Source organism: Pseudomonas sp. NPDC087614, from assembly GCF_044743485.1.
GTDB lineage: Bacteria > Pseudomonadota > Gammaproteobacteria > Pseudomonadales > Pseudomonadaceae > Aquipseudomonas > Aquipseudomonas baetica_A.
Genome location: NZ_JBIUWN010000010.1, coordinates 38,043 through 57,464, shown reverse-complemented (window position 1 = coordinate 57,464; position 19,422 = coordinate 38,043). Strand labels below are relative to the sequence as shown.

At 60.4% G+C, this 19,422-nt stretch carries 20 protein-coding genes; 11 read left to right on the top strand and 9 right to left on the bottom strand.

Annotated elements, in window-relative coordinates; translation table 11 throughout:
- The first annotated feature begins 35 nt into the window (after positions 1-35).
- Positions 36-680 (top strand): ribosome biogenesis GTP-binding protein YihA/YsxC, encoded by a 645-nt coding sequence (gene yihA / locus ACIOWA_RS06285; protein WP_123455004.1) that lies wholly within the window; start codon positions 36-38, stop codon positions 678-680.
- A gap of 333 nt (positions 681-1,013) precedes the next feature.
- Here yihA and polA read toward each other — a convergent pair whose 3' ends face one another.
- Positions 1,014-3,818 carry a DNA polymerase I gene (polA, locus tag ACIOWA_RS06280; protein ID WP_401158809.1) on the bottom strand — a complete coding sequence of 935 codons (2,805 nt, stop codon included), beginning with the start codon at positions 3,816-3,818 and terminating at the stop codon, positions 1,014-1,016.
- Between the two features lie 74 nt (positions 3,819-3,892).
- Between polA and ACIOWA_RS06275 the strand changes: the two genes are divergently transcribed.
- Together ACIOWA_RS06275 and ACIOWA_RS06270 are read left to right on the top strand one after the other, a co-directional pair.
- Positions 3,893-4,189 (top strand): DUF2782 domain-containing protein, encoded by a 297-nt coding sequence (locus ACIOWA_RS06275; protein WP_093429504.1) that lies wholly within the window; start codon positions 3,893-3,895, stop codon positions 4,187-4,189.
- A gap of 61 nt (positions 4,190-4,250) precedes the next feature.
- Positions 4,251-5,204, top strand: a complete 954-nt coding sequence (locus ACIOWA_RS06270) for a homoserine kinase (protein ID WP_401158806.1) — start codon at positions 4,251-4,253, stop codon at positions 5,202-5,204.
- Positions 5,205-5,303: 99 nt separating this feature from the next.
- Here the strand turns inward: ACIOWA_RS06270 and znuA are convergent, their stop codons facing one another.
- Complete coding sequence (znuA, locus tag ACIOWA_RS06265) at positions 5,304-6,224, bottom strand: zinc ABC transporter substrate-binding protein ZnuA (RefSeq protein WP_339432371.1); 921 nt, start codon at positions 6,222-6,224, stop codon at positions 5,304-5,306.
- A gap of 66 nt (positions 6,225-6,290) precedes the next feature.
- On the opposite strand from znuA, the gene ACIOWA_RS06260 reads away from it, so the two are divergent.
- Genes ACIOWA_RS06260 through ACIOWA_RS06245 form a run of 4 tightly spaced genes read left to right on the top strand, consistent with a single transcriptional unit; the run spans position 6,291 to position 9,090 of the window.
- Positions 6,291-6,773, top strand: coding sequence for a Fur family transcriptional regulator (locus tag ACIOWA_RS06260; protein WP_339432372.1), 483 nt, complete (start codon positions 6,291-6,293; stop codon positions 6,771-6,773).
- Complete coding sequence (gene znuC / locus ACIOWA_RS06255; protein ID WP_339432373.1) at positions 6,773-7,558, top strand: zinc ABC transporter ATP-binding protein ZnuC; 786 nt, start codon at positions 6,773-6,775, stop codon at positions 7,556-7,558. The genes ACIOWA_RS06260 and znuC overlap by 1 nt, the downstream gene beginning before the upstream one ends.
- Positions 7,551-8,339 (top strand): zinc ABC transporter permease subunit ZnuB, encoded by a 789-nt coding sequence (gene znuB / locus ACIOWA_RS06250; RefSeq protein ID WP_339432374.1) that lies wholly within the window; start codon positions 7,551-7,553, stop codon positions 8,337-8,339. Before znuC ends, znuB begins: the two co-directional genes overlap by 8 nt.
- Before the next feature lie 37 nt (positions 8,340-8,376).
- Positions 8,377-9,090 (top strand): PA5502 family lipoprotein, encoded by a 714-nt coding sequence (locus ACIOWA_RS06245; protein ID WP_339432375.1) that lies wholly within the window; start codon positions 8,377-8,379, stop codon positions 9,088-9,090.
- A 124-nt stretch (positions 9,091-9,214) separates the two neighbouring features.
- Here ACIOWA_RS06245 and katE read toward each other — a convergent pair whose 3' ends face one another.
- A complete protein-coding gene (katE, locus tag ACIOWA_RS06240; protein ID WP_401158803.1) occupies positions 9,215-11,356 on the bottom strand; it encodes a catalase HPII in 2,142 nt (713 codons plus the stop codon).
- Positions 11,357-11,618: 262 nt separating this feature from the next.
- Between katE and ACIOWA_RS06235 the strand changes: the two genes are divergently transcribed.
- The 3 genes from ACIOWA_RS06235 (at position 11,619) to ACIOWA_RS06225 (ending at position 14,152) form a co-directional block, all read left to right on the top strand.
- Entirely contained in the window at positions 11,619-12,626 is a 1,008-nt protein-coding gene (locus tag ACIOWA_RS06235) for a methionine ABC transporter ATP-binding protein (protein ID WP_339432377.1), read from the top strand.
- Positions 12,626-13,300, top strand: coding sequence for a methionine ABC transporter permease (locus tag ACIOWA_RS06230; RefSeq protein WP_221732278.1), 675 nt, complete (start codon positions 12,626-12,628; stop codon positions 13,298-13,300). Before ACIOWA_RS06235 ends, ACIOWA_RS06230 begins: the two co-directional genes overlap by 1 nt.
- 78 nt (positions 13,301-13,378) lie before the next feature.
- On the top strand, positions 13,379-14,152 hold the full coding sequence (locus ACIOWA_RS06225) for a MetQ/NlpA family ABC transporter substrate-binding protein (protein WP_401158800.1): 774 nt from the start codon (positions 13,379-13,381) through the stop codon (positions 14,150-14,152).
- A gap of 175 nt (positions 14,153-14,327) precedes the next feature.
- On the opposite strand, the gene ACIOWA_RS06220 is transcribed toward ACIOWA_RS06225, so the two are convergent.
- Genes ACIOWA_RS06220 through ACIOWA_RS06200 form a run of 5 tightly spaced genes read right to left on the bottom strand, consistent with a single transcriptional unit; the run spans position 14,328 to position 18,236 of the window.
- The gene (locus ACIOWA_RS06220; protein WP_339432379.1) at positions 14,328-14,963 is read right to left on the bottom strand and encodes an SCO family protein; all 636 of its coding nucleotides are present in this window, start codon (positions 14,961-14,963) and stop codon (positions 14,328-14,330) included.
- Complete coding sequence (cyoE, locus tag ACIOWA_RS06215; RefSeq protein ID WP_339432380.1) at positions 14,960-15,859, bottom strand: heme o synthase; 900 nt, start codon at positions 15,857-15,859, stop codon at positions 14,960-14,962. The genes ACIOWA_RS06220 and cyoE overlap by 4 nt, the downstream gene beginning before the upstream one ends.
- Positions 15,847-16,926, bottom strand: a complete 1,080-nt coding sequence (locus tag ACIOWA_RS06210; RefSeq protein WP_339432381.1) for a COX15/CtaA family protein — start codon at positions 16,924-16,926, stop codon at positions 15,847-15,849. The genes cyoE and ACIOWA_RS06210 overlap by 13 nt, the downstream gene beginning before the upstream one ends.
- Positions 16,927-16,936: 10 nt before the next feature.
- Complete coding sequence (locus ACIOWA_RS06205; protein WP_401158797.1) at positions 16,937-17,530, bottom strand: hypothetical protein; 594 nt, start codon at positions 17,528-17,530, stop codon at positions 16,937-16,939.
- A complete protein-coding gene (locus tag ACIOWA_RS06200; RefSeq protein ID WP_339538808.1) occupies positions 17,496-18,236 on the bottom strand; it encodes an SURF1 family protein in 741 nt (246 codons plus the stop codon). The genes ACIOWA_RS06205 and ACIOWA_RS06200 overlap by 35 nt, the downstream gene beginning before the upstream one ends.
- Before the next feature lie 70 nt (positions 18,237-18,306).
- On the opposite strand from ACIOWA_RS06200, the gene ACIOWA_RS06195 reads away from it, so the two are divergent.
- Positions 18,307-18,510 (top strand): twin transmembrane helix small protein, encoded by a 204-nt coding sequence (locus ACIOWA_RS06195; RefSeq protein WP_007911731.1) that lies wholly within the window; start codon positions 18,307-18,309, stop codon positions 18,508-18,510.
- Positions 18,511-18,519: 9 nt separating this feature from the next.
- Here ACIOWA_RS06195 and ACIOWA_RS06190 read toward each other — a convergent pair whose 3' ends face one another.
- Positions 18,520-19,407: a cytochrome c oxidase subunit 3 gene (locus tag ACIOWA_RS06190; RefSeq protein ID WP_339432384.1), complete on the bottom strand. Its 888-nt coding sequence runs from the start codon at positions 19,405-19,407 to the stop codon at positions 18,520-18,522.
- Positions 19,408-19,422: the final 15 nt, after the last annotated feature.

The window sequence follows — 19,422 nt, the reverse complement described above, 5'->3', positions numbered from 1 at the left end:
CACCGCGTTCCGGCGCCGCCCACATCGGAAATCTCATGCAACTCAAGAATCCCATCCTCGGCCTGTGCCAACAGTCCACGTTCATGCTCAGTGCCGCCAAAGTCGATCAATGCCCCGACGACGAAGGCTTTGAAGTGGCTTTCGCCGGTCGTTCCAACGCCGGCAAATCCAGCGCCCTGAACACCCTGACTCACGCCAGCCTGGCGCGCACCTCGAAAACCCCGGGGCGCACGCAACTGTTGAACTTCTTCAAGCTAGACGATGATCGGCGTCTGGTCGACCTTCCGGGCTACGGTTATGCAAAAGTGCCGATCCCGCTCAAGCAGCACTGGCAGCGTCACCTTGAGGCTTATCTCGGTGGCCGCGAGAGTTTGAAGGGGTTGATTCTGATGATGGACATCCGTCATCCAATGACCGACTTCGACCTGTTGATGCTCGACTGGGCCGTTGCGGCCGGCATGCCGATGCACATTCTGCTGACCAAGGCCGACAAGCTGACTTACGGCGCGGCCAAGAACACGCTGCTCAAAGTGCAGTCGGAAATTCGCAAGGGTTGGGGTGATCTGGTCACTATCCAGCTGTTCTCGGCGCCAAAACGCATGGGCCTGGAAGAGGCCTACACTGTGTTGGCAGGCTGGATGGAACTGGCTGACAAGGGCGCTGAAGCAGCGGCTGAGTAAGTGATTGCAAAATTGTCAGTGGCGCCTTCTGGCAAGGGCGTCGCAGGCAATTTTTGGGCAAAAAAAGCCCCGGATTTCATTTGGGGAGGGAGAAATTCCGGGGTTCAAGTTCCGAACCGCTAGGGCGGGGTTCAGATATCTGCCAACACTTAACACAACATAGGAGCATCGAAGGGCTTCACCAGCCATTCAGTAACTCTGAGTCGTGTTCTTCCAGATTAGTTCAGATTTTTTTCAAAAAGCTTTGGAATAACCCCAAGAGCTTTTCGGACTAAGCGCATTTTCCGGGCTCTGCCGCGACGTCATGCCGCAGCAGAGCCGGTTTCAAATGGCTCAGTGAGCCTCATCCCAGTTGTTGCCCACGCCGACTTCCACCAGCAACGGCACATCCAGTTTCGCCGCTTCGCTCATGTGCACGCGAATCTCGGCGCTGACCTGCTCGACCAGATCCTCGCGAACCTCCAGCACCAGTTCATCGTGCACCTGCAGGATGACTTTGGCGTCCAGTCCGGACGTCGCCAACCAGTTATCCACCGCCACCATGGCTTTCTTGATGATGTCCGCTGCGGTGCCCTGCATCGGCGCGTTGATCGCCGTGCGTTCGGCGGCGGCGCGTTCCTGTGGCTTGTTGGAGTTGATCTCCGGCAGGTACAGGCGCCGACCAAAGAAGGTCTCGACATAACCTTGATCCGCCGCTTGGGCGCGGGTGCGATCCATGTATTCGCGAACACCCGGATAACGGGCGAAGTAGGTATCGATGTAAGCCTTGGCGGTCTTGGTGTCGACGCCGATGTCCTTGCCGAGTTTCTGTGCGCCCATGCCGTAGATCAGACCGAAGTTGATCGCTTTGGCGCCGCGGCGCTGGTCGGAAGTGACTTCGTTGAGCTCCACTTTGAACACTTCGGCAGCGGTTGCGGTATGCACGTCCAGATTGTTGCGGAAGGCGTTCATCAAACCTTCGTCCTTGGACAGGTGCGCCATGATCCGCAGTTCGATCTGCGAATAGTCCGCCGCCAGCAGTTTGTAGCCTTTTGGCGCCACGAACGCCTGACGGATGCGCCGGCCTTCAGCGGTGCGTACCGGAATGTTCTGCAGGTTCGGATCGCTGGAGGACAAACGACCGGTCGAGGCCACCGCCTGATGGTACGACGTATGGATGCGCCCGGTACGCGGGTTGATCTGCTCCGGCAGGCGATCGGTGTAAGTGCTTTTCAGCTTGCTCATGGAACGGTGTTCCATCAGCACTTTCGGCAAGCGGTGATCGTCCTCGGCCAGTTTCGCCAGCACTTCTTCAGCGGTGGATGGCTGGCCCTTGGCGGTTTTCTTGAGTACCGGCAGGCCGAGCTTCTCGTAGAGAATCACGCCCAGTTGCTTGGGCGAGCCAAGGTTGAATTCTTCCCCCGCGATCTCGAACGCTTCGCGCTCCAGTGCGACCATTTTGTTACCCAGTTCAATACTCTGGATGCCGAGCAGTTCGGCATCGACGAACGCCCCTTGGCGCTCGATGCGCGCCAACACCGGTACCAGCGGGATTTCGATGTCGGTCAGCACGCTGGCCAGGCTTGGGATCGCGCTGAGTTTTTCGAACAACGTCTGGTGCAGACGCAGGGTGATGTCGGCGTCTTCGGCGGCATACGGCCCGGCCTGCTCCAGCGCAATCTGGTCGAACGTCAGCTGTTTGGCGCCTTTGCCAGCGATGTCCTGGAAACTCACGGTGGTGTGGTCCAGGTACTTCTGCGCCAGGCTGTCCATGTCGTGACGGGTGGCGGTGGAGTTGAGCACGTAGGACTCGAGCATCGTGTCGAAGGCGATGCCGCGCACGGTGATGCCTTCGTTCTGATCACCGCCGATGGCGCAGTTGGCCAGGATATTCATGTCGAACTTGGCGTGCTGGCCGACCTTGAGCTTGTTCGGGTCTTCCAGAATGGGCTTGAGCGCGCGCAGCACGGTGTCACGATCCAGTTGCTCAGGCACGCCGATGTAGGAGTGGGTCAACGGGATGTACGCCGCTTCGTTGGCCTGCACGGCGAACGACAGACCGACCAGTTGCGCCTGCTGCGCGTCGATGCCGGTGGTTTCGGTGTCGAAGGCGAACAGCTTGGCGCTCTTGAGTTTTTCCAGCCAGACGTCGAAACGCGCCTGATCGAGGATGGTCTCATAGGCGGCTTGGGCCGGAGCGGCCGGGGTCTCGGCCTCTGGCGTGCTGAACAGATCGCCCGCCGGCTCAGGCGCCGCAGCGCTGCTCAATTCCAGTCGTTTGGCGTCTCGATCGAGATCGTTGATCCAGCTCTTGAATTCCAGCAGCGTGTAAAGCTCGTAGAGCTTGGCCGGATCTTCGGCGCGCATCTGCAAATCGTCGAGTTCGACGTCCAGCGGCACGTCGATCTTGATGGTCGCCAGTTGATAGGAGAGGAACGCCATCTCCTTGTGCTCTTCGAGCTTGGCCGGCAGGGTTTTGGCGCCGCGAATCGGCAGGGTCGGCACGATGTCGAGATTGGCATACAACTCGGTGAGGCCGCCGTTAACGCCGACCAGCAGGCCGGAAGCCGTTTTGGGGCCGATACCCGGAACGCCCGGAATGTTGTCGGACGAATCGCCCATCAGCGCCAGATAATCGATGATCTGCTCCGGAGCGACGCCGAATTTCTCCTTCACGCCCTCCACGTCCATCGAACTACCGGACATCGTATTGACCAAGGTAATGTGGCCATCGACCAGTTGCGCCATGTCCTTGTCGCCGGTGGAGATGACCACCGGGCGATCCGCCGCCGCGCTGCTGCGCGCCAGGGTGCCGATCACGTCGTCAGCCTCGACGCCTTCCACGCACAGCAGCGGGAAGCCGAGAGCGATCACGCTCTGGTGCAGCGGCTCGATTTGCACGCGCATGTCGTCGGGCATGCTGGGGCGATTGGCCTTGTATTCGGCGTACATCTCATCGCGAAAGGTCCCGCCCTTGGCGTCGAACACCACGGCGAACGGGCTGTCCGGGTACTGCTTGCGCAGACTCTTGAGCATGTTCAACACGCCTTTGACCGCACCGGTCGGCAGGCCTTTGGAGGTGGTCAGTGGTGGCAGTGCGTGAAAGGCGCGGTACAGGTAAGACGAACCGTCCACCAGGTCGAGGGGGGCTTGGCTCATGAGCAGAATCAACCTTTTCGGCGGGCCCGGCGCTAGAATAGCGGGACCGTTGACGACAAAGGGACAAGGTTATCATGCGTACGTTAAATCGCTTGCTGCTGGTCGGTCTGATTGCTGCCTCACCGTTGGCCGCGATGGCGGCGGATGATGCGCCGTCAAAGGAGCCGGAAGTTACCATTAACACGCACACGGAAGGCGACAAGGTTATCCAGGAATACAGTCGCAGTGGTTTCGTCTATGCGATCAAGGTCACGCCGAAGGGTGGCAAACCGTATTTCCTGGTGCGCGCCGATGGTACGGACGCGAACTACATTCGCTCCGACCAGCCGGATATGCTGATTCCGTCGTGGGAAATCTTTACCTGGAAGTAAGTTTCCCGACTTTTAATCGGCGTCGCCTGACCGCGACGCCTGAACTGAGCAGTTTTTAACCATGTCTGTGTTCACTCCCCTGGCTCGGCCCGAGCTGGAAACCTTTCTCGCCCCTTACGGGCTTGGCCGTCTGCTTGATTTCCAGGGGATCGCCGCCGGCAGCGAAAACACCAATTTCTTTATCAGCCTGGAGCAGGGCGAGTTTGTCCTGACCTTGGTCGAGCGCGGCCCGGTGCAGGAGATGCCGTTCTTCATCGACCTGCTCGACGTGCTGCACGAAGCCGATTTGCCGGTGCCTTACGCACTGCGCACCACCGAAGGCCAGGCGTTGCGGGAGCTCAAGGGCAAACCGGCGCTGCTGCAACCGCGCCTGGCCGGCAAGCACATCAAGGTCGCCAATGCTCAGCATTGCGCGCAGGTCGGCGAGTTGCAGGCGCATCTGCACCTGGCGACCCTGGGCGAGCGCATGATCAAGCGCACGACCGATCGTGGCCTGGACTGGATGCTGGAAGAGGGCACCGAGTTTCTCTCGCACCTGGCCGACGAGCCGCGTGCGCTGCTGCACAAAGCGCTGGATGAGATCACTGCGCAGAAAGAAAAAATTCTCGCGCTGCCACGGGCCAATATCCACGCCGACCTGTTCCGCGACAATGCGATGTTCGAAGGCACGCACCTGACCGGTCTGATCGACTTCTACAACGCCTGCTCGGGGCCGATGCTGTATGACGTGGCGATTGCCTTGAACGACTGGTGTTCGGACGATGACGGCTTGATCGACGGCCCGCGTGCCCGGGCTTTCCTCGGTGCCTATGCGGCGCTGCGGCCGTTCACGGCGGCGGAGGCTGAGTTGTGGCCGACGATGCTGCGCGTGGCGTGTGTGCGGTTCTGGCTGTCGCGGTTGATCGCGGCCGAACAGTTTGCCGGGCAGGACGTGTTGATTCACGATCCGAAGGAGTTTGAGCAGCGTTTGGCGCAACGCCAGCAGGTTCTCACCCCTCTACCGTTTGCCCTTTAAAAGCTTCGCGAGCAAGCCCGTCACCTTGGTTCTGTGTCATGCACACATCCAAGGTGGGAGCGGGCTCGCACGCGAATGGGCCGACACAGATGGCCGGGTTTAGAGAGACTCCAGGCAGCCGGCCAGATCATTGCCCAATTTTTCCAGCACCTGCTCATACCCCTGAGCAGTCGCCGGGGTGTACCCGCCCAGCGCATCGAGTTCGGCCAGTTTTACCGGCAGACCGGCCACCAGTGTTTCCGCCAGACGCGGGCGCAGTGGCGGCTCGCTGAATACACACGTCTTGCCTATTTCCTGCAAGCGTTTGCGCATTGCCGCCACGTGTTGCGCACCTGGCTGCACTTCCGCCGCTACGCTGAACACGCCGGTGTGCTTCAAGCCGTAAGCGTCTTCGAAGTAATCAAATGCTTCGTGAAAAACGAAGTACGGTTTGCCTTCAATGCTGGCCAGACGCTTCTTGAGCCGCTGATCCAAGGCATCCAGTCGTTCATCGAACGCCTTGGCGTTGTGCTGATAGCGCTCGGCATTGGCCGGGTCGGCGGCACTTAGATCCGTTGCCATTTTGTCGGCAATAACGCGCGCGTTCACCGGCGATAGCCACAAATGCGCGTCCAGCGTGCCCGGACGGTGATCGTGATCATGCTCATCGGCGTCTTCGGCGTGGGAATGGCTGTCTTGCGCGAAATGACGCAATTTCAATCCCGGCAAATCCTGCACCGCCACGCTCGGCAGCTTTCGACCGCTCAGCACGCGCGGCAGGAACCCTTCCATGTCCGGGCCGATCCAGTAGAGCAGGTCCACCGATTGCACTTTCCGTACGTCGGATGGGCGCAGGGCATAGTTATGTGGCGAGGCGCCCGGCGGCAGCAGCACTTCGGGAGTCGCCACGCCGTCCTGCACCGCCGCTGCAATCAGTTGCAACGGTTTGATGCTGGTGAGGACTTTGACCTCGGCCTGAGCCGAACCGATCAGCAGGAAACTGGCGACAAATGCCGCAAAAACAGAAAAAAGTCGGGACACGATGACCACTCAAGGAGGCGAGAACGGGTAACATAATAACGTCTCTATCAAAACTCGTCGCCGCCCATGCCTATTACACCGATTGCCAGCCGTCCCCACGACCACTCTCATTGCGTGCACAGTGCTTTGTCCGAGGCCGATGCCTTGTGCGCCCAGAAAGGCCTGCGCCTGACCGCGTTGCGCCGCCGGGTGCTGGAGCTGGTGTGGCAGAGCCACAAGCCGCTGGGCGCTTATGACATCCTCGCGGTACTCAGCGAGCAGGACGGCCGCCGCGCCGCGCCGCCGACCGTCTATCGCGCACTGGATTTCCTTCTGGAAAACGGCCTGGTGCATCGCATTTCCTCGCTCAATGCCTTCGTCGGCTGCGTGCAGCCGGAGCACGCGCATCAGGGCCAGTTCCTGATCTGCCGCGACTGCCACGCCGCAATCGAACTTGAACAAAAATCCATCAGCGACGCGATCATCAACAGCGCCAGGGATGTCGGTTTCATCGTCGAAGCCCAGACCGTCGAAGTCGTCGGCCTGTGCTCCGGTTGCCAGGGGGCTTGATGAGCAACGCGCTGATCCGTCTGGAGCAGGTCGCCGTCACGTTTGCCGGGCAGACCGTGCTGGACAACATCGATTTGAGCGTCGAGCCGGGACAGATCGTCACTCTGATCGGCCCCAACGGCGCCGGCAAAACCACGTTGGTGCGCGCCGTGCTCGGGTTGTTGAAGCCGGACAGCGGCAGCGTCTGGCGCAAGCCGAAGCTGCGCGTCGGCTATATGCCGCAAAAACTTCATGTCGACCCGACCCTGCCGCTCTCGGTGCTGCGTTTTCTGCGCCTGGTGCCGGGCGTCGATCGCCCGCGTGCACTGGCGGCGTTGAAGGAAGTGGGCGCCGAACACGTCATCGACAGCCCGGTACAAAGCGTTTCCGGCGGTGAAATGCAGCGCGTGCTGCTGGCCCGGGCGCTGTTACGCGAACCGGAGCTGTTAGTGCTCGACGAACCGGTGCAAGGCGTCGACGTTGCCGGTCAGGCCGAGTTGTACAGCCTGATCACCCGGCTGCGCGACCGCCATGGCTGCGGTGTACTGATGGTTTCTCACGATTTGCATCTGGTGATGAGTACCACCGATCAGGTGGTCTGCCTCAACCGTCACGTCTGCTGCTCCGGGCACCCCGAGCAAGTCAGCGGCGATCCGGCGTTCGTCGAGCTGTTCGGCAAGAACGCGCAGAGCCTGGCGATCTATCACCACCATCATGACCACGCCCACGACCTGCACGGTTCAGTGGTCAAGGGCCCGGTTTCGGGCCAACCCCACGTTCATGGAGACAACTGCAAGCATGGCTGATTTTCTGTTGTATGCCCTGCTTGCAGGTCTGGCGCTGGCGCTGGTTGCCGGGCCGTTGGGGTCTTTCGTGGTCTGGCGGCGCATGGCCTATTTCGGCGATACGTTGTCGCATGCGGCCCTGTTGGGGGTGGCCTTGGGCTTTGTGTTGGATGTCAGCCCGACGGTTGCCGTAACGGTCGGTTGCCTGCTGCTGGCGGTGCTGCTGGTGACGTTGCAACAGCGCCAGCCACTGGCGTCCGACACGCTTTTGGGAATTCTCGCACCGAGCACGCTCTCTCTCGGGCTGGTGGTACTAAGCTTCATGCATGAAGTGCGGATCGACCTGATGGCCTATCTGTTCGGCGACCTGCTGGCGATCAGCCCGACCGATCTGGCGTGGATCCTCGGCGGCAGCGCGGCGGTACTGGTGTTGCTGGTGACACTGTGGCGCCCATTGCTGGCGATCACCGTGCATGAAGAGTTGGCCAAGGTCGAAGGCCTGCCGGTGGCCGGTCTGCGCATGGCGCTGATGCTGTTGATTGCGGTGGTGATCGCGGTGGCGATGAAAATCGTCGGGGTGTTGCTGATTACTTCGCTGTTGATCATCCCGGCGGCTGCGGCACAGCGTCATGCCCGTTCACCGGAGCAAATGGCCGTGGGCGCAAGCCTGCTGGGCATGCTCGCTGTGTGTGGCGGCCTGGCGCTGTCGTGGTTCAAGGACACCCCGGCCGGCCCGTCAATCGTTGTGACGGCGGCCGCACTGTTTCTGCTGAGTTTTGTTCTGCCCCGTCGAGGGGTGTAGACTTGCTCGCTTTTTGCGCAAATAGAGAGTCGCAGGAATGAAGCCGTTCGCCTCCCGTTATCTGCTCCTTGTCGCATTTTCACTGCTGCTGGGCGCCTGCCAAAGCACGCCACCGGTGGCTGAAGTCGCCGATGCGCGAGCTACGGCCATCGCACAGCTGGAGCAAAGCCTGGCCAGTAGCGAATTGGCCACTGCCGAAGACCAGTTGGCCGCCATGCAGGCCGAAACCCCCAACGATCAATCCCTTGAGCACTATCAGCGGCAATTGGCCGAGGCGTATCTGCGTCGTAGCCAGATCGTGCTGCAGAAGGGTGACGTGAATGCTGCCGCTACCGCGTTGAGCCGTGCGCGTGCGTTGATGCCGAAAGCGCCAGCGCTGACCGGTGGCGTCAACGGTGCCATCACCCAAGCGCGCAAGGCCGAACTGGAAAAGGCCGAAGCAGCGTTGTTGGCAGCCGAAGCCAAGCCGAAAGCCAAGGTGATTGATCCGACCGCCGAGAGCACTACGGTTGCGCTGAACATCACCGATAGCCGCAAACTTCGTCGGCAACTCGATGCGATCGCCGCCGATGTGGTGAATTACGAATGCGCAGTGAGCATTCAGGCGCCCCGCACCAATGATTACCCTTGGTTGGCGACGTTGCTGACCAAGCGGGTGAAGAAATTGAATCCGGATTTCGATCTGAAAATCGAGAAACAGATTTTGCGCACGGTGCCGGCGCAGATGGTTCTAAGTCCGAAAAAGCCCTAAAAGCTTCGCAAGCAAGCCCGCTCCCACCCTTGATCCTCTGTGCCCACAAATTTTGTGTTCGACGCAGATCCAGAGTGGGAGCGGGCTTGCTCGCGAAGGCGTCCCTTCAGTCAGTGAATGACTTTTAGGCCGCAATGGCTTTCGCCTTAGGCTCGCGTGCCCAAACCCGATGCTGCCCGATCGCGGCAAAGAACGGTTTGGTCAGCGCACCAACATCCTTGCCCTCAAGCAGCCCGGCATCCGCCTCCAGCTTCAGCACATTCAGCAACTGCTTGGCGTCACCCTGCAACGCAATCGCCTTCAAATGCTTGTACGCCTCCAGCAGGTAGTGCAACGCCACGCCGTCGCCGCTCAACGCCTTGATCGATGCCGCGCCACCCGGCACGAACACCGCATCAAAGATCACCGAAGGCATACCTTCCATCGAGGCATCCACCGGCAGGCTTTTGCCATCAGCGGTTTTGACGGGTGCCGACGTCGGCCCGAGCAGTTTGGCGTGCGCACCTTGTGCTTCAAGCGCTTTCTTCATGGCGTCAATCGCCGCACCATCGACGCCGTTGGCCGCAAGAATCGCTACTTTTCGCGTCTTGATGTTCTCCGGCAACAGATTTGCCTGACTCAGTGCCGGGGATCGATCCGGTGACGTTTTGCGCACCTCAATCGTGCCTTTGGCTGGCGCCGGCAAACCGAGGTTCTCGGCCACTCGCTTGGCCAGTTCCAGATCGATGTTGGCCAGAATTTCGTTCACCTGACGCGCACGGATGAATTCGCGCTCGACCTTGCCCAACTCAAAGCTGTAAGCAGAAATGATGTGTTCCTGCTCATGCTTGCTCATGCTGTGAAAGAACAACCGTGCTTGAGAGAAGTGATCGCTGAACGACTCGCTGCGCTGGCGGATCTTGTTGGCGTCAATGCGTTCCGGATAGCTCTCGAAACCACCGTCCTGCGCGCCCGGCGGAGTTTCTTTCGGCCAGCCGCCATCAATTGAGTTCGGCTCGTAGGACGCACGGCCCTTGTCGATCACCGTGCGGTGCTGAGCATCGCGCTGACCGTTGTGGAACGGCGCCACCGGGCGATTGATCGGCAGTTCATGAAAGTTCGGCCCGCCGAGTCGGCTGATTTGCGTATCGGTGTAGGAAAACAGCCGACCTTGTAGCAATGGATCATTGGAAAAGTCGATTCCCGGGACGATGTGGCCCGGACAGAACGCAACCTGTTCAGTCTCGGCAAAGTAATTGTCCGGATTGCGGTTGAGGGTCATTTTGCCCAGCGGCGTGATCGGCACGATTTCTTCGGGGATCAACTTGGTCGGGTCGAGGATGTCGAAATCGAAGTCGTGCTCGTTTTCCTCCTCGATGACCTGCACGCCCAGTTCCCATTCCGGGTAGTCGCCCATCTCGATCGATTCCCAAAGGTCGCGACGGTGATAGTCCGTGTCCTTGCCGGCGAGTTTCTGCGCCTCATCCCACACCAGCGAGCAAGTGCCGGCGGTAGGGCGCCAGTGGAATTTGACGAAGCGCGATTTGCCTTCGGCGTTGATCAAACGGAAGGTGTGGATGCCAAAGCCCTGCATGCTGCGCAGGCTTTTGGGGATCGCCCGGTCGGACATCGCCCAAATGACCATGTGCGCCGATTCCGGGACCAGCGAGACGAAATCCCAGAAAGTGTCATGGGCCGAACCGCCGGTAGGGATTTCGTTGTGGGGCTCGGGTTTCACCGCATGGACGAAGTCGGGAAACTTGATCGCATCCTGAATGAAAAACACCGGCATGTTGTTGCCGACCAGATCGAAGTTGCCCTCATCTGTGTAGAACTTCACCGCGAAACCGCGTACGTCACGTACGGTATCGCCAGAGCCGCGTGGCCCCTGCACCGTGGAAAAGCGCACGAACACCGGAGTTTTCTTCCCCGGATCCTGTAGGAAGCCAGCCTTGGTCAGCGTGGCGTGATTCTCGTAGGCCTGAAAGAAGCCGTGGGCCCCGGTGCCGCGGGCGTGGACGATGCGTTCTGGAATCCGCTCGTGGTCAAAGTGCGTGATCTTTTCACGCATGATGAAATCTTCGAGCAGCGACGGCCCGCGGGCGCCGGCCGTCAGGGTGTTCTGGTTGTCGGCAATTTTTACGCCCTGATTGGTGCGCAGGGCCTGGCCGGTGGCGTCGGAGCGAAACTTCTCCAGGCTGTCGAGTTTGGCGTTGGTGTTGGCGCGATCCTTGGTATCGGTTCCGGCCAGTTGGCTTTTGTCAGCGGTGGGCTTCTTACTGCTCATCAGACGTAAACTCCTCGTTTGACCCCGAGGCTTGCCGGGGGTTCTTGAGTGGTTCCCGGGCACGGCACCCAGGGTTTTCAAGTCGCTTACCTAGTGACTGACGAGGATTTTGAGCGTTCCTTTTTTATGACCTTTGATCTTGTTATTGCCAAATCGAAGGTTAATTGCGAAATAAATGCTAAGAACCTCTATACGGACAGGCTAAAATGCGCGCCCGGCTAAACGCTGATCCTTTTCTAACGCGCCCCACAAGGTTCGCTACGTGATCGAGTTTCAAAACGTCCACAAGACTTACCGCGTCGCCGGTAAGGACATTCCCGCCCTGCACCCGACCAGCCTCTCGATCGAGAATGGTCAGGTCTTCGGCCTGATCGGTCATTCCGGTGCGGGCAAAAGTACCCTGCTGCGTCTGATCAATCGCCTGGAAGATTCCAGCGGCGGCAAGATCTTCGTCGACGGCGAAGAAGTCACCGCGCTGGACGCCAACGGCCTGCGTCGTTTCCGTCAGCAAGTCGGGATGATCTTCCAGCACTTCAACTTGCTCGCGTCCAAAACGGTGGCCGACAACGTTGCGCTGCCGCTGACCCTGGCGGGCGAATTGTCGAGCAGTGAAATCGACAAGCGCGTGGCCGAGTTGCTGGCGCGGGTCGGTCTGTCCGATCACGCCAGGAAGTACCCGGCGCAATTGTCCGGCGGCCAGAAGCAGCGCGTCGGCATTGCCCGCGCCCTGGCGACCAAACCCAAGATTCTGCTCTGCGACGAAGCCACCAGCGCCCTTGACCCGCAGACCACCGCGTCGGTCCTGCAACTGCTGGCCGAGATCAATCGCGAGCTGAAACTGACCATCGTCCTGATCACCCACGAGATGGATGTGATCCGTCGCGTGTGCGATCAGGTTGGCGTGATGGATGCCGGCGTGATCGTCGAGCAAGGTTCGGTGGCCGATGTGTTCCTGCATCCGCAGCACCCGACCACCAAGCGTTTCGTGCAGGAAAGCGAGCAGATCGACGACAACGAACAGCGCGATGACTTCGCGCATGTGCCGGGTCGCATCGTTCGTCTGACTTTCCAGGGCGAAGCGACCTACGCGCCGTTGCTCGGTACCGTCGCCCGGGAAACCGGGGTCGACTACAGCATCCTCGCCGGTCGCATCGACCGCATCAAAGACATTCCGTACGGGCAATTGACCCTCGCCGTCACCGGTGGCGACATGGAAGCGGCGTTCGCCCGCTTCACCGCCGCTGACGTTCACATGGAGGTGCTGCGTTAATGGAACTGCTCAAGACTTTCTTCGAAAACATCGACTGGTTTGAAATCTGGCTGGCGACGGGCGACACCCTGCTGATGCTCGGCGGTTCGCTGCTGTTCACCGTGCTGCTCGGTTTGCCGCTGGGCGTGTTGCTGTTCTTGTGCAGCCCGCGTCAGTTACTCGAAGCCAAAGGCGTCTACGCCATGTTGTCGCTGGCGGTGAACATTCTGCGTTCGCTGCCGTTCATTATCCTGTTGATCGTGATGATCCCGTTCACGGTGCTGATCACCGGCACGTCGCTGGGCGTGGCCGGTGCGATTCCGCCGTTGGTGGTGGGTGCCACGCCGTTCTTCGCGCGTCTGGTGGAAACCGCCCTGCGTGAAGTCGATCGCGGCATCATCGAAGCGACCCAGTCGATGGGCGCGACGACCCGGCAGATCATCGTCAACGCTTTGCTGCCTGAGGCTCGTCCGGGGATCTTCGCGGCGATTACGGTGACGGCGATTACTCTGGTGTCCTACACGGCCATGGCCGGTGTCGTGGGCGCGGGTGGTCTGGGTGACCTGGCGATCCGCTTCGGCTATCAGCGTTTCCAGACTGACGTGATGATCGTCACCGTGGTCTTGCTGTTGATCCTGGTGCAAGTGTTGCAAATGGTAGGTGACAGACTGGTCGTGCATTTCTCGCGCAAGTAACCGGTTTCGTCATTAATAAATGAGCCGGCCATTCGCTGGCAGGCGCCGCAAGCGGGTGCCTCAAATGGAGTTAGCTGAATGAAAAAACTGATCGTTGCCCTCGCCGCCGTGGCGGCTTTTTCGGCCCAGGCAGAAGAAACCCTGACCGTAGCCGCCACTCCGGTGCCGCACGCTGAAATCCTCGAGTTCGTGAAGTCGGCGCTGGCCAAAGAAGGCGTGGACCTGAAGGTCAAAGTCTTCACCGACTATGTTCAGCCGAACGTGCAGGTCGCGGAAAAGCGTCTGGACGCCAACTTCTTCCAGCACCAGCCGTACCTCGATGAGTTCAACAAGGCCAAGGGCACCCACCTGGTGGCTGTGACCGGCGTGCACCTGGAGCCGCTGGGCGCTTACTCCAGCAAGATCAAGGATCTCAAAGACCTGCCAAGCGGCGCCAATGTGGTGATCCCGAACGACGCCACCAACGGCGGCCGTGCGCTGTTGCTGCTGGCCAAGGCTGGCGTGATCAAGTTGAAGGATTCGAACAACATCCTGTCGACCGTCAAAGACATCGTCGAAAACCCGAAAGACCTGAAGATCCGTGAACTGGAAGCCGCGACCATTCCGCGCGTGCTGACTCAGGTCGACCTGGCGCTGATCAACACCAACTACGCGCTGGAAGCCAAGCTTGATCCATCCAAGGACGCGCTGGTGATCGAAGGCAATGACTCGCCTTACGTGAACATCCTGGTGTCCCGCGAGGACAACAAGGACAGCGACGCGATGAAGAAACTGGCTGCGGCGTTGCACAGCCCAGAAGTGAAGCAATTCATCACCGAGAAGTACAAAGGCGCGGTATTGCCGGCGTTCTGATTCAGAACGCGGCAATGAAAAAAGGGGCGCATTCGATGCGCCCCTTTTTTTGCCTGGAATATGGCCCCTGTGGAAGCGGGCTTGGTCGCGAAAGCGGTGTGTCAGTCAGTCGAGAGGTTGGCTGGACTGACGCCTTCGCGAGCACGCCCGCTCCCACCAGGGAACCGTGGTGTCTTTACTTGCGGTTAAGCATCACTGGCAACTGCGCGACAAGCTTGGCGTTGTTCAACGGTGCCCGAATAAACCCGCGCTGTGTCCCGTCCGGCCCGATCACCGCCAGGTTGCCGCTGTGATCAACCGTGTAATTGGGCTTGCTGGTATCGGCCGGGATAAACGGAATGCTCACCGCGTTGGCGACTTTCTGCAGCTCCTCGATCGAGTTCGGCGTCAGGCCGATGAACTGTGGATCGAAGTAGCCCAGGTACTGCTTCAACTGCTTCGGGTTATCGCGATTCGGGTCGACGCTGACCAGCACGATCTGCAACTTATCCACAGCCTCTTTGGGCAACTCGCTCTTGATCTGGCGCAGTTGGGCGAGGGTGGTCGGGCAGATGTCCGGGCAGAAGGTGTAGCCGAAGAACAACAGGCTCCACTTGCCTTTGAGCTCATTGATCGCGACCGGTTTGCCGTCCTGATCGGTCATCGTCACGTCCGGCAGGGTGCGGCTCTGCGGCAGCAGGATGATGCCGGCGTCGATCAGCGCGGTGGGGTCGCCCTGGCCCTTGCCGCTCAGCACTTTGTTAACGGTAAGTCCCAGGATCAGCGCGATCACGGCGACGAGGATGAAGACGGTTTTCTGGGTTCGAGTCATAGGTTCAACAGTAAGTAGTGGTCTACGAGCAGGGCGATGAACAACAGGAACAAGTAATAAATAGAGTACTTGAAGGTGTTGATCGCCGCGTGCGGCCGAGTGCCACGGTACAGCACCACGGCCCATTGCAGAAACCTTGCACCCAGGCCGAGGGCGCAGATCAGGTACAACACGCCGCTCATGTGGATCACATACGGCAGCAGGCTCACCGCGAGCAGGGCGAAGGTGTACAGCAGAATGTGCACCTTGGTGTAGTGCTCGCCGTGGGTGACCGGCAGCATCGGTATATCGGCCTTGGCGTATTCCTCCTTGCGGTGGATCGCCAGTGCCCAGAAGTGCGGCGGGGTCCAGGCGAAGATGATCAGCACCAGCAGTAACGGTTCGGCGCTGACATGGCCGGTGGCAGCGGTCCAGCCGAGCAGCGGTGGCGCGGCGCCGGCGAGGCCGCCGATGACGATGTTCTGCGGCGTCGCGCGTTTGAGAAAACCGGTGTAGATCACCGCGTAACCGAGCAACGAGGCCAGCGTCAGCCACGCCGTCAGCGCATTGGTAAAGGTCAGCAGCATCGCCTGACCAAGTAAGGCCAGCACCAGTGCAAAGGTCAACGCCGCTACTGGCGAGACGCGACCTTCAGCCAATGGCCGTTTGTGCGTGCGCGCCATCACTGCATCGATACGCCGATCCACCACATGATTGACCGCCGCCGCGCCACCGGCACACAGCGCAATACCCAGATTGCCAAACACCAGCACCGTCCACGGCACCCCGGCGCGGGTCGCGAGGAACATCCCGACCAGCGAGGTGATCAACATCAACACCACGACTTTTGGTTTGGTCAGTTCCAGATAATCACGCCAGATCGCCTGAGTGGGACGTTCGCCAATCAGAATCGCCATGGCGTTTCTCCTTTTAGGGTGATGGGCGCAGCGCAGTGTTTACGTGGGCTCAGGCGCCAGCGCGCAAGCACCGGCTGCTTGACCCGGACCAGACTGGTGCGCGCGTGATAATTGACCAGCACCAAAGTCAGCAACAGCGCTGCGCCGCCGGCGTTGTGCGCCACGGCCACCGGCAGTGGCAGATGGAACATCACGTTGCTGATGCCAAGCGTGATTTGTGCGCCGAGGGCGATCAGCACCAGCCCGGCCAGCCGCGTCATGCCGACCACTTTCAGTTGCCAGGCCAGGCCGAGCAGCACCAGCGTCACCAGCAGCGCGCCGATGCGATGAGTCAGGTGAATCGCCGTGCGCGCATCGCTGTCGAGTTGTCCGCCCAGGTAATTGGGGCCGATGTGTTGAGTCAGGTGAAAACCGTTGGCGAAGTCGGCGGGCGGCAGCCATTGGCCGTGGCAGGTCGGGAAGTCGATGCAGGCGACTGCCGCATAGTTGGAGCTGACCCAGCCACCGAGCGCGATCTGGCCGATCACCAGCAACAATCCGGCAGTTGCCCAATATTGCAGACGTTTGGGCACGGTCAACGCCGGCAGCACGCCGGACAATCTCAGGGTCAGCAAAAACAACAGGCTCAACGTCGCAAAGCCGCCGAGCAAATGCCCGGTGACCACTTGCGGCCAGAGCTTGAGCGTCACCGTCCACATGCCGAACGCCGCTTGCGCGAACACCACCGCCAGGAGAAACAGTGGCAGCTTCAACGGTTGTCCCGGATGACGACGGTTGACCCACGCACGCCCGGCCAGAATCGAAATGAGCAGGCCAAGGGTGCCGGCGAAGTAGCGGTGGATCATCTCGTTCCAGCCCTTGTGCGCCTCCACTGGCGAGTCGGGGTAATGCAGTTCGGCATGGGCCAGTTGGGCTTCGCTTTTCGGCACGCTGATAAACCCGTAGCAGCCCGGCCAGTCCGGACAGCCGAGGCCGGCGTGGGTCAGGCGGGTGTAGGCGCCAAGCAGCACGACAATCAGTGCCAGCAGGGTGGCAAACAGCGCGAGGCGAAATCCAGGTTTGGCCATGACGATGCCCTTATCCGATGTTCGACAGTTTCAGCAGGTGGCGCAGGTCGTTGAGCAGGTCCTTGCCCTTCACCTTCGGGTCGTAACGCAGCACAAGGTTGCCGTGGGGGTCGATGATCCACAGTTGCGGCGTGACCTTGTCGCCCGTCGTTTTGCTGAACACGGCGGCGTCCAGCCGATAGCGCTGCAATTGCGGGTATTCGCGGCTGAGTTTGGCTTGATAGTCGGTGCTCAGCGGTTGCGCGGCGGCGAGGGCGTGGCTGGCACGGCCGGCATCGCGGCCCAGGCCGATCTGGATTTGTCGCGCCAGGTACACCAGTTGCTGGCAATCCACCGCGCAATCTTTCGGCGCGGTCACCAGCATCAGCCAGCGCTCTTCATCGGCCTGCACGCCAAGGTCGGCGCGGGTCTGGCCGTTGCCGATCAGTTCGCCGTGATAGCTGCGACCTTCCGGCACCCAGAACTGCAATTTGTACATGCCGGTGGCGAGGATCATCGGGCCGACCACGCCGAGCACAATCAGCAGCAGTTGAAGGCGTCCGCGACGACGGCTGGCGGCAGGTTTGGTTTCAGACATGCTGGGTGGATTCATGGCCGTTCCCATGGTGTTTCTCCTTTGCGTTGTGCCAGCCGAGGTAGACGTAGAGACCGAGCAGGGCGGTGGCCATGGCGAACCACTGCACGGCGTAACCGAGGTGTTTTTCCGGGCCCATGGCAACCACCGGCCAATCGGCCTGATAGCTGGCCGGGCCGGGCTCGGCGCGTAATTCATAAGCGAAGCCGTCGCGCTCGAGGGTTTTCCACAGCCTGGCCGGCTCGACGGCGGTGATGGTTTGCGGCCAGGTATTGCTGACCGGGTCGGCGTGCAGCTGGAAGGTTGCGCCGGGGGCGACGTAGACCCAGGCGTCGATGTTCAGCGCCTGGGTAGGCGTGGTGAATTGCGGCGGTACGCGCCGATCCGGCCACGGCAGCCAGCCGCGATTGACCAGCAGCCACAATCCCGTGCGCTGATCCTGAAACGGTTGCAGCAACTCGACGCCGACCTTGCCGTTGCGCTGGCGGTTGTCGAGCAGCAGGCTGTGGGCGGTATCGAACTGGCCATAAAGGTGTACGCGGCGATAGGCCGGGTCGGCGCTGTGCAGCAACTCGCCGCTGGCCATAGGATCAGCGGCACGACGTTCGGCATAACTGGCGAGCAGGGCGGTTTTCTCTGCGCCACGGCCCAGTTGCCAGAAGCCCAGCGACACCAGCAACGGCAGCAACAACGCCACCACCACCGTCGGTATGACGCCCGGACGGAAGCGCATCATGGCCGCGCCACAAAGTCAGTCGTCGTGATCGCTATACTCAAACACATCGCCTGTCCCCCGGAGTCTTCCCATGCTCAAAACAGCCATCGTCCTGATGCTGATTGCCACGGTGATCAGCCTGTTCAGCGGCCTGTTTTTCCTGGTCAAGGACGACAGCAGTTCCAATCGCCTGGTCATCGCCTTGAGTGTTCGGGTGGCGTTGGCCGCTGCCACTGTCGGCTTGATCGCCTGGGGCTTTTACAGCGGCCAACTGGTGTCGCATGCGCCTTGGTAGTGCTGATTCTCAGAGCACGTAAACGAAAACGAACAAGCCGATCCACACCACGTCGACGAAGTGCCAATACCAGCTCGCCGCTTCGAAGCCGAACTGGTGCTCGTTGTCGAAGTGGCCCTTCATGATCCGCATCAGCATCACAAACAGAATGATCGTGCCGATGGTCACGTGGGCGCCGTGAAAACCGGTGAGCATGAAGAACGTCGCGCCATAAATGCCCGAACCCAGTGTCAGGCCCAGTTCGTGGTAGGCGTGCATGTATTCCTCAGCCTGGAAGCCGAGGAACGCGCAGCCCAGCAGCACGGTGATCGCCAGCCAGATTTTCAGCGCGCCGCGATGGCCCTTCTTCAAGGCGTGGTGGGCGATGGTGATGGTCACGCTGGAGCTGACCAGCAGAATCGTGTTGATCAGCGGCAGGCCCCACGGGCTGATGACTTCCTTGGGTGGCGGGAACAGTTTCGGATCCGGGGTGTGCAGCAGCGGCCAGGTGAACTGGAAGTTCGGCCACAGCATATGGGCAATGCCTTTGGGGCCTTCACCGCCGAGCGCCGGGCCGGAGATGTGACGCACGTAAAACAGCGCACCAAAGAAGGCGGCGAAGAACATCACCTCGGAGAAAATGAACCAACTCATGCCCCAGCGGAACGAGCGATCGAGTTGCGAGCTGTAGAGCCCCGCACGGCTTTCCTTGATCACCACCCCGAACCAGCCGAACAGCATGTACGCCAGTAACAGTCCGCCGACGAAAAAGATGTACGGCCCGTGGGATTCCGGGCGTGCGGCCTTCAAATCGTTGAACCAGGTGGCCAGGCCATACATGGTGATGGCCATGCCGAACGTGGCGATGATCGGCCATTTGCTCTGGGCCGGGACGTAATAGTGCTCATGAGTTGCCATTTATTGTTCTCCTTA

Coding starts and splice junctions, on each gene's coding strand:
- yihA (WP_123455004.1), top strand. CDS start 36: ATGCAACTCAAGAATCCCATCCTCGGCCTGTGCCAACAGTCCACGTTC.
- polA (WP_401158809.1), bottom strand. CDS start 3,818: ATGAGCCAAGCCCCCCTCGACCTGGTGGACGGTTCGTCTTACCTGTAC.
- ACIOWA_RS06275 (WP_093429504.1), top strand. CDS start 3,893: ATGCGTACGTTAAATCGCTTGCTGCTGGTCGGTCTGATTGCTGCCTCA.
- ACIOWA_RS06270 (WP_401158806.1), top strand. CDS start 4,251: ATGTCTGTGTTCACTCCCCTGGCTCGGCCCGAGCTGGAAACCTTTCTC.
- ACIOWA_RS06260 (WP_339432372.1), top strand. CDS start 6,291: ATGCCTATTACACCGATTGCCAGCCGTCCCCACGACCACTCTCATTGC.
- znuC (WP_339432373.1), top strand. CDS start 6,773: ATGAGCAACGCGCTGATCCGTCTGGAGCAGGTCGCCGTCACGTTTGCC.
- znuB (WP_339432374.1), top strand. CDS start 7,551: ATGGCTGATTTTCTGTTGTATGCCCTGCTTGCAGGTCTGGCGCTGGCG.
- ACIOWA_RS06245 (WP_339432375.1), top strand. CDS start 8,377: ATGAAGCCGTTCGCCTCCCGTTATCTGCTCCTTGTCGCATTTTCACTG.
- katE (WP_401158803.1), bottom strand. CDS start 11,356: ATGAGCAGTAAGAAGCCCACCGCTGACAAAAGCCAACTGGCCGGAACC.
- ACIOWA_RS06230 (WP_221732278.1), top strand. CDS start 12,626: ATGGAACTGCTCAAGACTTTCTTCGAAAACATCGACTGGTTTGAAATC.
- ACIOWA_RS06225 (WP_401158800.1), top strand. CDS start 13,379: ATGAAAAAACTGATCGTTGCCCTCGCCGCCGTGGCGGCTTTTTCGGCC.
- ACIOWA_RS06220 (WP_339432379.1), bottom strand. CDS start 14,963: ATGACTCGAACCCAGAAAACCGTCTTCATCCTCGTCGCCGTGATCGCG.
- cyoE (WP_339432380.1), bottom strand. CDS start 15,859: ATGGCGATTCTGATTGGCGAACGTCCCACTCAGGCGATCTGGCGTGAT.
- ACIOWA_RS06210 (WP_339432381.1), bottom strand. CDS start 16,926: ATGGCCAAACCTGGATTTCGCCTCGCGCTGTTTGCCACCCTGCTGGCA.
- ACIOWA_RS06205 (WP_401158797.1), bottom strand. CDS start 17,530: ATGGGAACGGCCATGAATCCACCCAGCATGTCTGAAACCAAACCTGCC.
- ACIOWA_RS06200 (WP_339538808.1), bottom strand. CDS start 18,236: ATGATGCGCTTCCGTCCGGGCGTCATACCGACGGTGGTGGTGGCGTTG.
- ACIOWA_RS06195 (WP_007911731.1), top strand. CDS start 18,307: ATGCTCAAAACAGCCATCGTCCTGATGCTGATTGCCACGGTGATCAGC.
- ACIOWA_RS06190 (WP_339432384.1), bottom strand. CDS start 19,407: ATGGCAACTCATGAGCACTATTACGTCCCGGCCCAGAGCAAATGGCCG.